13 protein-coding genes, 1 tRNA gene and 2 pseudogenes are annotated in these 13,025 nt (G+C 38.9%); 4 read left to right on the top strand and 12 right to left on the bottom strand.

Features of this window, described 5'->3' with window-relative positions:
* The first annotated feature begins 69 nt into the window (after positions 1–69).
* Both tsf and K1T76_RS08595 read left to right on the top strand, forming a co-directional pair.
* Positions 70–945, top strand: coding sequence for a translation elongation factor Ts (gene tsf / locus K1T76_RS08600; RefSeq protein ID WP_019836568.1), 876 nt, complete (start codon positions 70–72; stop codon positions 943–945).
* Positions 946–1,134: 189 nt separating this feature from the next.
* Positions 1,135–1,659, top strand: a complete 525-nt coding sequence (locus K1T76_RS08595) for a DUF3465 domain-containing protein (protein WP_070152688.1) — start codon at positions 1,135–1,137, stop codon at positions 1,657–1,659.
* 34 nt (positions 1,660–1,693) lie between these two features.
* On the opposite strand, the gene K1T76_RS08590 is transcribed toward K1T76_RS08595, so the two are convergent.
* The 7 genes from K1T76_RS08590 to K1T76_RS08560 form a co-directional block, all read right to left on the bottom strand.
* Positions 1,694–2,149: an Mpo1 family 2-hydroxy fatty acid dioxygenase gene (locus tag K1T76_RS08590; RefSeq protein ID WP_019836570.1), complete on the bottom strand. Its 456-nt coding sequence runs from the start codon at positions 2,147–2,149 to the stop codon at positions 1,694–1,696.
* 231 nt (positions 2,150–2,380) lie between these two features.
* Positions 2,381–2,989, bottom strand: a complete 609-nt coding sequence (locus K1T76_RS08585) for a septal ring lytic transglycosylase RlpA family protein (protein WP_019836571.1) — start codon at positions 2,987–2,989, stop codon at positions 2,381–2,383.
* 295 nt (positions 2,990–3,284) lie between these two features.
* On the bottom strand, positions 3,285–4,286 hold the full coding sequence (gene mltB / locus K1T76_RS08580) for a lytic murein transglycosylase B (RefSeq protein WP_019836572.1): 1,002 nt from the start codon (positions 4,284–4,286) through the stop codon (positions 3,285–3,287).
* Between the two features lie 451 nt (positions 4,287–4,737).
* Positions 4,738–5,388, bottom strand: coding sequence for a hypothetical protein (locus tag K1T76_RS08575; protein WP_070152374.1), 651 nt, complete (start codon positions 5,386–5,388; stop codon positions 4,738–4,740).
* 18 nt (positions 5,389–5,406) lie between these two features.
* Positions 5,407–6,222: an NADPH-dependent 7-cyano-7-deazaguanine reductase QueF gene (gene queF, locus K1T76_RS08570; RefSeq protein ID WP_004972810.1), complete on the bottom strand. Its 816-nt coding sequence runs from the start codon at positions 6,220–6,222 to the stop codon at positions 5,407–5,409.
* The gene (locus K1T76_RS08565) at positions 6,222–6,995 is read right to left on the bottom strand and encodes an ABC transporter permease (RefSeq protein ID WP_230245140.1); all 774 of its coding nucleotides are present in this window, start codon (positions 6,993–6,995) and stop codon (positions 6,222–6,224) included. The genes queF and K1T76_RS08565 overlap by 1 nt, the downstream gene beginning before the upstream one ends.
* Complete coding sequence (locus K1T76_RS08560; RefSeq protein ID WP_230245139.1) at positions 6,992–7,927, bottom strand: ABC transporter ATP-binding protein; 936 nt, start codon at positions 7,925–7,927, stop codon at positions 6,992–6,994. The genes K1T76_RS08565 and K1T76_RS08560 overlap by 4 nt, the downstream gene beginning before the upstream one ends.
* Positions 7,928–8,106: 179 nt before the next feature.
* Between K1T76_RS08560 and K1T76_RS08555 the strand changes: the two genes are divergently transcribed.
* Positions 8,107–8,182 (top strand) — tRNA-Arg (locus K1T76_RS08555).
* A gap of 214 nt (positions 8,183–8,396) precedes the next feature.
* Positions 8,397–8,558 (top strand): hypothetical protein, encoded by a 162-nt coding sequence (locus K1T76_RS08550; RefSeq protein ID WP_158006182.1) that lies wholly within the window; start codon positions 8,397–8,399, stop codon positions 8,556–8,558.
* A gap of 391 nt (positions 8,559–8,949) precedes the next feature.
* Here the strand turns inward: K1T76_RS08550 and K1T76_RS08545 are convergent.
* The 5 genes and pseudogenes from K1T76_RS08545 to K1T76_RS08525 all read right to left on the bottom strand — a co-directional run.
* Positions 8,950–10,025, bottom strand: a protein-coding gene (locus K1T76_RS08545) for an IS3 family transposase (RefSeq protein WP_101235257.1) whose coding sequence is annotated in 2 segments (ribosomal slippage) — positions 8,950–9,773 and positions 9,773–10,025 — 1,077 coding nt in all. Because the reading frame shifts where the segments join, the coding sequence is not laid out codon by codon here.
* 92 nt (positions 10,026–10,117) lie between these two features.
* Complete coding sequence (locus K1T76_RS08540) at positions 10,118–10,471, bottom strand: hypothetical protein (protein WP_070152361.1); 354 nt, start codon at positions 10,469–10,471, stop codon at positions 10,118–10,120.
* A 209-nt stretch (positions 10,472–10,680) separates the two neighbouring features.
* Positions 10,681–10,875: a hypothetical protein gene (locus K1T76_RS08535; protein ID WP_019836642.1), complete on the bottom strand. Its 195-nt coding sequence runs from the start codon at positions 10,873–10,875 to the stop codon at positions 10,681–10,683.
* Positions 10,876–10,917: 42 nt separating this feature from the next.
* Positions 10,918–12,018, bottom strand: a pseudogene (locus K1T76_RS08530) (IS3 family transposase).
* 92 nt (positions 12,019–12,110) lie between these two features.
* Positions 12,111–12,409: pseudogene (locus tag K1T76_RS08525) on the bottom strand (helix-turn-helix domain-containing protein); the annotation flags it as partial.
* Positions 12,410–13,025 lie beyond the last annotated feature (616 nt).

The following is a 13,025-nucleotide window of genomic DNA, read 5'->3' as shown; positions in this document are numbered from 1 at the left end:
CAAGAGACACCCTCTGGGCCGTTTCTGTTAAAAAAAGAATTCATTTTCTACCGATTTTAGGAGATAAACATGACTGCAGTTACAGCAAGCATGGTTAAAGAATTGCGTGATCGTACTGGTCTAGCAATGATGGAATGTAAAAAAGCATTAACAGAAGCGGGCGGTGACATCGAATTAGCGATTGACAACCTTCGTAAATCTGGTCAAGCAAAAGCTGCTAAAAAAGCAGGTAACATTGCTGCTGATGGTGCAATCACAATCGTTCAAGAAGGCAACAAAGCGATTCTTTTAGAAGTAAACTGTCAAACTGACTTCGTTGCAAAAGACGAAAACTTTGCTGGTTTCTCTGCGAAAGTTGCTGCTGCTGCACTTGCTGCAAACGAAACTGATGCTGCTAAAATTGCTGAGCTTAAACTTGAAGATGGCGCAACTGTTGAAGAAACGCGTATTGCACTTGTTCAAAAAATTGGTGAAAACATTCAAGTTCGTCGTGCACAAATCGTTGAAGGCGAAAACCTTGCTGTGTACAAGCACGGTTTAAAAATCGGTGTTGTTGTTTCTTACACAGGTGATGATGCAACTGGTAAAGGTATTGCAATGCACGTTGCTGCATTTAACCCAGTTGCTGTTACTGCTGAACAAGTTCCTGCTGATCTTATCGCTAAAGAGAAAGAAATTGCAGAAGCGAAAGCAGTTGAATCTGGTAAGCCTGCAAACATCGTAGAGAAGATGGTCACTGGTTCAGTTGAAAAATACTTGAACGAAGTTGCGCTTGATCGTCAAATGTACGTAATTGACAACGAGAAGAAAGTTGCTGAAGTATTAAAAGCGACTGGTACTACTGTTGCTCAATTCGTTCGTTTCGAAGTGGGTGAAGGTATTGAGAAAAAAGCAGAAATGAGCTTTGCTGAAGAAGTTGCTGCTGCTCAAGCTGCTGCAAAATAATTTTTACTGAACGTAAAACATTTTGTAAGAAAAGCCCCAATTTATTTTGGGGCTTTTTTGTGAATATAGCTTTTTCGATCTGCAATTGAGGCATAAATATTGATATAAAACTATAAATATTATTTTAAATCAGTATTTTATAACTAACTAACTTCATCTTATAGTTTGGAATCAGAACAAGAAGGTTATATGGCAAATAAAAAGAATTTAGGCATAGGCGCAATTATTGTAGTGTTAATTGCTGCATTTTTTTGCATAGATTTACAACAGTTTCAGTCTGAAACATCAAACGCGCCAACTACAAGTACTACGCGCACATCGCAAACTGAAAAAGAACAGTCGAACCTACAGCGAGATAAGCTGCAAGGACAAGATGCTCAGGGTGTTCAGCTGATTGAACGTGCATTTGAGCGTAGCCAGAGTAATCTACAAGTTCATGCGAGTGGGCAGGTCATTGCAGTGTTGGCAGATGACAACGAAGGCTCACGGCATCAAAAATTTATTTTAAAACTGAATAATGGGCAAACTGTGTTGGTTGCACATAATATTGATCTTGCACCACGAATTACTAGCCTTGCCAAAGGCGATATCGTTGAGTTTTTTGGTGAATATGAATACTCAGATAAGGGTGGGGTGATTCACTGGACACATCATGATCCAGCAAATAGACACGTGGGTGGATGGTTAAAACATCAAGGAAGAACCTATCAATAAAGGTTCTTCCGATAATGAAAATAGGATATAGCGTTTAAACGCTCATAATGCTGTTTTTACGACGTGTTTTCCAAGAGGGTAGGATTTTACCTAAATAGGCATCCATGCACCAAATTGGGCCAATGAGAAGAAATTGGAGATCTTTGAAGAATGAAGGCTTTTTCCCTTCAATTTTGTGACCATAAAACTGTCCAATCCACGCCAAAACAAAAATTGCGATATAAAAACCCATACCCATAGGCAAAACATAGATCAGCCATGCCATTACCAGCATTAAAGCGGCCATTGCAACTGCAAGAATCAAATCTAAACGTGCATAAAAAATAAAACTGAGCACCAGAAGTAAAGTCGTCAGTAAAGCACTGAAATGAGCCAATATGCCGACAATTGAAAAAAAGATCGTAGGTACGCAAACCCAGTGAATTAATTTATTGGTTTTATTTTGATGGCTGTCGCTGTATTCATCGAGCCATTCACTTACTGTCTTCATGTGCTACTCCTGTAGACCGATCATCCGTTGTTATTGTTTAACTGTATAAAATATAACTGAGAACAAAGAGGTGGTCAAAACAGTAATTATATTTTCATCATGAAGTAGCCACAAAATTGGTGTAAATCATCTGAGTGCATAGATGCATAGGGTGGTTATAAATTTTACAGGCATTAAAAAAGCCACATTGCTGTGGCTTTTAAGTCAAATGCGAAATCGTGTAAGTGAATATTAAGAGTTTGGACCGTCAATACGCTCGATGCTTACTTTGGCAGTACCTGCATTAGTGATGCCCAATTGTTTTGCAGCGCCATAAGAAAGATCAAGTACACGGTTGCCATGGAACGGACCACGGTCATTTACTTTAACTACAACGCTTTTACCATTGTTTTTGTTGGTTACGCGAATATAGCAGTTTAGCGGCAAGCTACGGTGTGCAGCAGTCATTGCATTCATGTCGAATGTTTCACCGCTTGCAGTTTTACGACCGTGGAATTGGCGACCGTACCAAGATGCCATACCTGTTTGGCTAAATTTACGTACAGTGTTCGATGCCACTGCGTTTAACTTTTCAATCACTGAAGGCTCTTCAGCAGGAATTTCAATTTTCGCTGCAATCGTTTGACGACGGATTTGGTCACCTGAACGTTCGGTGATTGAAAGGCTATTTAAATTTGAGAAATGTGAATTAAAACTTTGTGTTTCTTTGTTGAGTACACGCGCAGCTAGGCTAGATGACTCATTATCATTGTTGAATGATGATTGCACCATTTCAGCTTGCGACTGACTTAGGGCAACAGCTGCAGAAAGTGCAAGTAAGTATTTAAGTGGACTGGGCATGGTTTGAACTCCTGAAGACAGAATTATTAACTTAATTTCGCTCTTAACTGATTGAAATAGTGGTAATCCTGTCTGTAATTTCACTTTTTCGACTACATTTGACGAAATGGATAATATTCATCCCTTACTAAAGGTGTCTAGTCTTTATACGAAAATAATGACAAAAAGTACCAAAAACCAACTCTAATTGATTAAAAAATAATCAGTATTGTAACATAGTGTGTAAAAAGTTGGTTTTGTGATCAAATTGTTGGAAATATTTCTTGACTTTCGTGTTCTTCACTTAATTTTTTGCTTAGCGACTCGCAATTTCAGTGCCCAATAACCACAGTGCAGTCGCATACATACGGCTACGGTTATAAGTCGTAATCACCTGAAAATTTGGATAGGTTATATAGTAGATATGACCATAATTTTCTTGTAATTGAATGACATTGACCAAGTCAAGGTCATCTATTTGCACAATGGGATTCATTGGCATCACCCCTTGCGATTTTAAAACCCCATAAGGCGTTGGCAGGGTTAAATCTTTGGCAATGACGTTGTCAGGATTGTTACCTGTATATCGAGCAGCAAATGCAATGGGTTGATTACGCTGCCACCCATGTTGCGCCAAATAATTCGCAATAGAGCCAACGGCATCGACTGCCGAGTTACGTAGGTCAATATGTCCGTTCCCGTCATAATCGACCCCAAATTTTGGAATATTGCTAGGCATAAACTGCGGATAACCAACAGCGCCTGCATAAGAACCAACAATTGAAGAAGTTGGCACACCATCTTTATATGACCATGCGATCAGTGCCGCGAGTTCATCTTTAAAGTATTCTGCACGACGTTCATAACCAAAGCCTAAGGTGGCAAGGGCATCACGGGTTACAAAAGAGCCTTTATTGCTTCCAAAGCCTGTTTCTACACCTAAAATGCCTAAAATAATGGATTGCGGTACACCAAATTGCTGTTCAGCACGATTGAGGGTGTCTGCATATTGTTGTTTAAAGCGCACACCACGTTGAATAGTGCTTTCTGCAAGAAAATTGGTTTTATAGTCGTACCATGGCTTACTTTCGCCTGGGCGGTTCATGATATTGATGATATTCGGTAAGTTTTTAGAGCCTTCCATCGCCCAATCAACTTGTGCTGCACTTAAGCCATAGGTCTGCATGGTTTTTTGTTTAAAACTGGCATAAGACGGATGATTTTGGAAATCATTGGCCTGACAAAAACTGGTAATAGAAAATGCACCAATGAGTAAAGAAAGACGTTTTAATTTGTTATAAAAATCAAGATTGAACATGTTGGGGTAAATTCCAAATTGATGATTTACACAACTTATTTATATGCAGTAAATAAGTTGCTTTATATATGAAGAATAAGCCGCTATTGGGGCCAAACTGCGAAAGCGAAGCAAGCGACTAAGATAGCATTCATGCGTGACTGGCTTGCAAAAACTTATACAAAAATAGACAAAGAATGTGTAAAAAGCGCGCAGGATTTGTAACAAAATTCAATTTAGGTGCAAAAAGTTATTCTTTATTGTGTAAAAGTTGCAGCCATATCACAATCTTCAACTGCATATAAAATGCCTGATCGAAATCAGGCATTGGGTAGGTTGGTTACATCTTTTAGGAATGCTGCATCTTCAGTTTGTGCTGTGTAAGAAGCGTATAGCAAGTGCGATTCTCGCTATTTCGCACATAATATGCAAAAAAGGGCTTAAAACTGATCAGCAGCTCAACTTACTGATATTAATGATGGAATAATGTGTCGTGATATTCCGCTAAAACCAAGAGTTCCTCTTTGGTTAAATTTGGGATGATTTTATCCACCGCAATATGGACAGCTTTAATTACCGCTGCTGCGCCAATATCTGCTGCTTTACGCTTAATCATGCCCAAATCGAGGGTTTTGTTAAAGTCGCTCATAAAGTGGCGTACCGTCGCTTCTGCAAACTGTTTATATAGTTCGGTTAAAGCAGCTTTGTTCACTTCATTGCCTGCTTGAATTTCGGCATAGTTGTGTTTCAGGTTGGTCACTAAACTTGCATCGAGCGTTTCACCTACACGTGCATTGCCTGCTGCATCTTTAAAGCTACTGCGCTCAGAAAATTCAATCGATTGTTTCACGACATCATTTGGCGCTTTGCTTAATAATTGTTTCAGTAATACAGCAACAGTAGATTTGACATAACCTGCAAGTTTTTCAGCTGTGTCGCGTTTATCGCTAGCAGGAAAACGACGCACCAACTCGGTTAAAATGGCATCAATAATTTCTTCATTAATCATTAATGCGGTTTTGTCGCGCAGTGGGTACAGCGGCTCACTTGAATTTTTTTTCTGTTGTGCAGTTTCAATCGTATTTAATAATTCTGCAGATGGAATGAATCCAAAAAATGGCATTGTTCAACCTCAATGTTGTTATTGTCGCGCTAAACGAATAGGGCGAGGCATCCATGTTAAGTCCGATACACGGCAAGGGTTAATGTCTAAACCACCACGACGTGTATAGGTTGCATATACCATCAGTTTTTCTGGTGCGAATTTTTGCCAGATGTCTGCAAACATCTGTTCCACACATTGTTCATGGAAACCATTATGCTGACGATAAGAAATAATATAAGCCAAAATACTGCGATAACAAGGTTTTTTGCCTTGATAACGGATAAAAACCGTGCCCCAGTCAGGTTGTCCTGTGACAGGACAATTGCTGCGTAATAAATGTGAGAAAAGTTGTACCTCTATATCTTCCGCTTGTTCTAAATCGAATTGCAATAAACTTGGGTCAGGATGCTGCTCTAAACGCTCAGGCGTGAGCTGATCAATACAAATACCTTCAGGTTGGCTAATTGCCAAATCATCAACCTTAAATAAAGTTAGCGTAACAGGTGCTTGTGCTGCAGCCGTTAAATCATGCTCAACAGTTTCAATGAAATTGGCTTCAGACTGAAAGCGAGTAAAGTTCATACTATTAAAGTAGAGCTTTAATGATTTTGATTCGATCAGGTTAGGTGATGAAGCAGGTAGCGTAATCCGACCAATCGCAACCTGTGGAACACCTGCGGCATTCAACCACGAAATTTCAAAAACGTGCCACCAGTCTTGCCCGAGTTGGATTCCCTCAACATCTGCATATTTTTCACGTGCAGCAGCACGTGAAATAGGGAATAAAATATCGGGTTGATATTCTGTAGGATAATTGGTGTCTTTACCAAGGAGAGATTGTTCAACACTCATTATTCACGCATTCCTGAACCACGAGAAAGTAAATGATAGGCAATACCATAAAGCACTGCGCAGCATAGTGTAATCACAGATAATGAAATCGTCACGTTGACATCACTATGTCCTAAAATGCCGTAACGGAAAGCATTAACCATATACACCACAGGGTTAATTAAAGAGAGATTTTGCCAAAAAGGGCTTAAGGCACTAATGGCATAGAATACACCACCTAAATAAGTCAGTGGAGTCAGTACAAAAGTTGGAATAATAGAAATATCATCAAATGATTTGGCATAAACAGCATTAATAAAACCGCCTAATGAAAATAAAAAGGACGTAATTAATACGGTATAAATGGTAACAAACCAATTGGTAATATAAAGGTCGGTAAAGAATAGACTCATGGTGGTGACAATAATACCGACCAATACGCCACGACTAACACCACCCAAAACATAGCCCCATAAAATGGCATGCAAAGGTACAGGGCTCATGATTAGTTCTTCAATGCTTTTCTGGAATTTTGCACTAAAAAAACTTGAAGATACGTTGGCATAGCTGTTGGTAATGACTGCCATCATAATTAAGCCGGGCACAATAAATTGCATATAGCTAAAGCCGCCCATTTCACCAATACGCGAACCGACCAAATTACCAAAAATCACGAAGTACAAACTCATGGTGATAGCAGGTGGTAACAAGGTTTGTGGCCAAATGCGCATAAAACGACGAATTTCTTTATGCACTATGGTATAGAGTGCAATCCGCAGTTGGGTAAAATTCATTGCGCAGCTCCATCTAAATTCTTTTCGACCATTTTGACAAATAACTCTTCTAGACGGTTGGACTTATTGCGCATACTGCGCACGCGAATGCCTTGCGCTTCTAAAAGTTGGAATAAATCATTTAAGGTATGAGCTTTATCCATGGTGACTTCTAGGGTCACTGCATCAATTAGGTTGAAACGTACACCAATAATATCTAAATGAATGGGTTGAATCGGTTCAGCTAAATCGAAAATAAAAGATTCTTCACTTAACTGGTTTAAGAAGTTTTTCATGGAAGTGTCTTCTTTAATCACTCCACGATCAATAATCGCGATACGACGACACAACATTTCGGCTTCTTCTAAATAGTGGGTAGTGAGAATGATTGAGGTGCCTTTATCATTCATCTCTGTTAAAAAATCCCACATTGAACGACGCAGCTCAATATCTACACCTGCAGTGGGTTCATCCAAAATAAGCAGTTTCGGCTCGTGCATCATGGCACGTGCAATCATTAAACGACGTTTCATACCGCCAGACAGCATTCGCGCTTGAGTGGCACGTTTATCCCATAAACCCAGTTTTTCTAAATATTCTTCGGCACGTTGTTCGGCAACTTTTTTTGAAATACCGTAATATCCTGCTTGTGTGACCAAAATATCAAAGGTCTTTTCAAACTGACCAAAGTTAAATTCTTGCGGTACTACTCCTAAGCATTGCTTGGCTTGGGATGGTTGGGTATCTAGATTATGCCCAAAAATTTCGACAGTACCTGCCGTTTTTTTTGTGAGAGAACTGATGATGCTAATGGTTGTAGATTTACCTGCACCATTAGGTCCAAGTAGGGCATAAAACTCACCTTCAGGAACGGTTAAATTAATTCCTTTCAGTGCTTGGAAACCATTTCGATAGGTCTTTGACACGTCTCTTAACGTCAATGCATCAGTCATGAAATTCTCACTTGAGGAATAGAGCTACTATTGTGAGCGATCCGTATCAATAAACCAAGTAAGTTACATGGAATTCTTTGTTCCAAGTTTGGAACATTGTTTAAAGCATAAGCATAAAAATACGTAACATACATATAGTTGCTTTACCTTCAGCAATTTTTTGTTATGATGTGCAGCGCGCGCTCATAGCTCAACTGGATAGAGTACAGGTCTCCGAAGCCTGTGGCGTGGGTTCGAGTCCCGCTGAGCGCACCATATTAATATGTTAAATATCTGATTTTAAAGAACAATATAAGTAAAAATTATGTCTTGTGTACTCATTTGTGTACTCATAATTAATTTCACCACTTTGTAAGCTAATATTTCAAGATTCCCGAAATTTTTTTCTATTATGTTGATATTTCTACAATTGCACTGATTTTATATAAAAATTGGTTTAAGTCTTCTATTAATAAGAATTGAAATAAGGATGATGCAAAGATTATGTACAGCTACTCCAACAAATAAAGAATTTGATAAAGCTCAAGAACTGTTTTTTAAGATGGGTTATGAGTGGAATGGCTTTGAAATGGAAATTGAAGGCAGCCAGGAATTAATAGAACATAGTGGTGCTACATTGCCCATATTTTGATTAATTTTTTAGAAAGACAGGAACATATTCTTTTGCGTATTCAGGGTAGTCTTTGCAGATAATTTTCTTACTGATTTCTATTGATCTGTTCGGACTATCTAATTGATCTAGAAAATTACTCATCTTTTCATCAGCAGCCTTAAATTATTCAATCATTTTTGAATCATGATGCGCCGTAGATGATGCCTCTAATATTCAGGTTCCTTTTGGAACCGTTAAGAGTGATAGTGAAAAGTAAGCTGGTCAGGAGGATTTTTTGTATGGTCAAAGTTTTATTGTTATTAGATTTTAAACTATAAGCGGTAATAGGCAAAAGAAAACCCACCGCTGGGGTGGGTTGGTAATACCCCCATTTTTAATTGAATTAATGGGTAGAAAATCTAAAGCCTTGTTATTGTTTAAAAATAGGTGGACAACCATTTACTGACATATGAGGTCGTTCATGATTATAAAAGTACTGCCAGTCAGTTGTATAGTCCTGCACCTCGCTCAGATCTCGAAATAAATATTGATTTAGACACTCATAACGTACTGTACGATTAAATCGCTCAACATATGCATTTTGCTGTGGATTGCCTGGTTGAGTAAATACATGCTCAATACCATGCTGATCACACCACTTTTCCATCAGCTCACTTATATACTCTGGGCCATTGTCGGTTCTAATGCGTTTAGGTTTGCCTCGCCATTCAATGAGCTGATCAAGTCCTCTCAGTACACGTTCTGCTGGCAATGAAAAGTCAATCAATATATCCAATGACTCGCGATTATAGTCATCAATCACGTTGTGAACACGATAACTACGTCCATCACTGAGTTGATCATGCATAAAGTCCATTGACCATGATTCATTCTTAGCTGTCGGTACTGCAAGGGGTTCTGGCTGTTCTCGTTTAATCCGCTTATTAGGCTTGATTCTTAAATTAAGCTCAAGCTCCTTATAAATGCGATAGACACGTTTATGATTCCACTGATAGTTTTTGATATTACGCAGATACAAAAAGCAGAGTTTGAAGCCCCAAGTCTTATGTTCATTGGTCAGTTTAATCAGCCAATCTGCGATTTGAATATTCTCCTGATCCAAACGAGCTTTATAGCGATAACACGTTTGACTGACTTTAAAAATTAAGCAGGCCATGCTGATTGAAATCTTAAATTGCTCAGTAGCTTGCTGAGCAAGTGACTTTCGCTGAACAGGCCTTAAAACTTTTTTAAAAGTGCATCTTGCAAGATGTCTGACTTTAGCCGCTCATCAGCATACATGCGTTTTAAACGGGCATTTTCAGCCTCAAGTTCTTTAAGCCGAGTCATCATTGAAAGATCCATGCCGCCATATTTGGACTTCCACTTATAGAATGTAGCAGAGCTCATACCATGTTCGCGGCACAAGTTCGGTATGGGTGTTCCTGCTTCAGCTTGCTTCAAGATACTCATGATCAAGCTGTCTGAATACTTAGATGTTTTCATAGAAAATCTCCTTAAATCAAGGTTATTCGATTTTCTACTTTTAAACTCAATTATTTTTAGGGGGGATTACCGGTTGATTTTCACTAGATACTTTATTTTTTTACTTCAGTAATACTGATCGGCTTGTCTTTTTCAAACTCGACAATACCTTCACCGCCTTTGAAGTGAATAGAAACACCATCATCATTCGCTAAGCGAACTCCACTACCAGAAACAGCGCGTTTAAGATGATAAACTTCACCCGATCCATCAATCATTTGTGCAGTTTCAAATAGGTCAGATGATTTTAGGTAAAGTTTTAAATCATTAGGGCCTACAAAACTGATAACTTGTGTGTTTTCAGGGGCATTGCGTATCACGTTTTCGCGCGTTACTTCTTTATTTGGAGTCGAAGTACAGCCAGTGATCGCTAGAGCTATAAGAGTTGCACCTAACACGTATTTCATTTTATTTTCCTTTTTGTCTTCTAAACATTAGAGTAAATATAATAAATGGTATAAAACTACGTTTAAATCCACTGTTACAGAGTTATTACACAAAAAGAACCCATCGATAGGCATTGATGAGTTTGTTTTGCGCTACTTCGTTATAACAGGTGAGGATTGCGATTGACCTTAATTAGACAGTAGTAACTAGATATGGCACGAGCTTTACTTTACTGATTGCAGTCAATCACATACTTTTCTTTGTAGTAGTCCACGGCTCTATCGAGTGCCTGACTTAATTCTTCATCGGTATATTCTGGTGAAAGTTGCTTTAAAGCAGGGACGTACTGCTTGTAATAGATATCAGGCCAGTCTTTGCAAAGGAACTGTTTGCGTACTTTTTGTGAAGTATCTGGATTTTCCAATAAATCGAAATAGCCGTTAATTTTTTCATCCGATTCTTGATCCTAGACAGTATCGTGGACAACAAATCCCTCTAAATTCTTAAAATATTTCTGTTCAAAGGCTTCTGGGCTTAACCAGCCGTTTGCGGAATGCCTTCTGACCCGATTGTAATAAATCTCAATATAGTCAAACAAGACAGTATTCGCTTCTTTTCGAGTGGCAAACACACTGCCATGGACCACATGACCTTTCAATGTATGAAAGAAGCTTTCGGTCACTGCATTATCCCAACATGAGCAGTATACTGCGCAAGACTGTGTGACATACTTTGAACGCAGTTATTCGTCAATAATAGCGTCCTAAAATCACGACTACAGTACTGTGAGCCTTGGTCCGAATGCACCATGACACCCATTGGATACCCCTGACGAGCCATTGCATAATGAAACGCATCACACACAAATACAGCCAACCTTGCTTAGTACGGATATAGGTAATATCCGTTGTCCAGATCTTATTGGGTTCATTGACCGTAAATTGACGATCCAACAAGTTGGGTGCTGTAGGCAAACGATGGTTTGAATCAGTCGTATGCTTGTATTTACGTGCAATCCTGCTACGTAAACCAAGCTTTTTTAGCATCCTTCCAATAGTACGTTCGCTCATGTTGTAATCTAATTCATGCATGTCATGTACTAATGAAGGTGCCCCCAATCGTGCATGATGCTGCCAATATACGGCTTTTAAGTCATTATATTTCTGTGCTGGATTGGCTTGACGTTTTTGCCAGGCATAATAGCCTGAAGTGCTGACACCTAGGTATTTACAGGCAGAAGATACGGTGACTTCATTCATATCTAGATCTTGAATTACCGTGTACTTTTCTTGGCATGATCTGTTAGAAAGTACACATGCGCTTTTTTTAAGATGTCATTGGCTTCCTTGAGCTGTTTGACTTCTTTCTCTAATTCCAAGATCCGCTGTTGTTCTGGTGAAAGTTGACGTTTGCTTGAACCCACAGGATTGGCTTCACGAATCCATTTGTCTAAGGTTGAATAACCCACACCTAATTTCTGGGCGATTGCAGCTATAGCTTCGTGGGAGTTTGAAAGTGCATAATCAATCGCTTGCTGTTTAAATTCGGGACTAAAACGTTTAGCCATTTCTTGAATCTCCAAAGATTAAAGTTACGTTATCTTTAGAGGGACGTGCTGTCCATTATTTTGGCTAGGATCACTAGATGGATAGTCGCTTAGGACAACGAGATTCTGTGCAGCCTCATCAATTCTGTTTGCAAACCTAGAGCACCAAGATTTCTAGCCGAGCGCATTTCTAATATTAAAGCTTCTTGCTCAGCATCGATTTTAATATTTGGCGATTTAAAGGACGTTTACTCTGACTACTTAATCCATCAATACCTTGTTAAGAATATCTTTTCCACCACTTGCGCAACGTTGGTCTAGAAATGCCACATCTCCGACAAACTAGGCCAGCATCATTGGTCTCTTCAAATAATTTAACCCATACGAATCTTAGTTGAACTTCTCTATTCATAAACACCCATTATATTGAAAATGATGTCTCTGAATCACACACTTTTAGGTGCTGCAAAGCGCAAGCTTATACATCTGAGTTATGGCATTTTAAAACATCAGACTGCCTTTTAAATACATTATTTATTAATCGAATAATCTCTAAACCTGATTAGCTGCCAAGACGGTATCTCAGGTATGACGCTATGGAAAATAGGTCAGGCTATCATCTGCACAGTTCGGTTGAAACTATGGTACATGTCATCCGATGCTTAGGAGAGAACCTTAGTGCAAGGCGCTTTGTATTTCAAATCATAGTGCAACAAAGTCATATAATACTCACCTATTTTAAAACTGAAAATCTGAGAGCAACTTCCTGGGCTATATCATTCAACTTTTTCCACATCAGAAATTGGCACCACGGAATTTCGTTGTAAAGCCGTGGCAGAAGGGGAGCAGGTTTGTTTTATGATTTTGCTGAAGCTACAGCAATGGTAAAGCTATACAATAAAGATATGCTGCAAGATGTTAATTATGAAATTGAATTAATTGAGTAATCAGCTGCGTATTGTTTTTTTAATTTATTTTTGATTCGCACAGAAGCTAATCGTAAAGCTGGAGCTTTTAGCCGCATAAAA

The sequence above is a fragment of the Acinetobacter sp. PW68 genome (assembly GCF_020982655.1).
Lineage (GTDB): Bacteria > Pseudomonadota > Gammaproteobacteria > Pseudomonadales > Moraxellaceae > Acinetobacter > Acinetobacter towneri_A.
The sequence above is the reverse complement of the archived record's forward strand: the minus strand, read 5'-3'. Positions and strand labels throughout refer to the sequence as shown.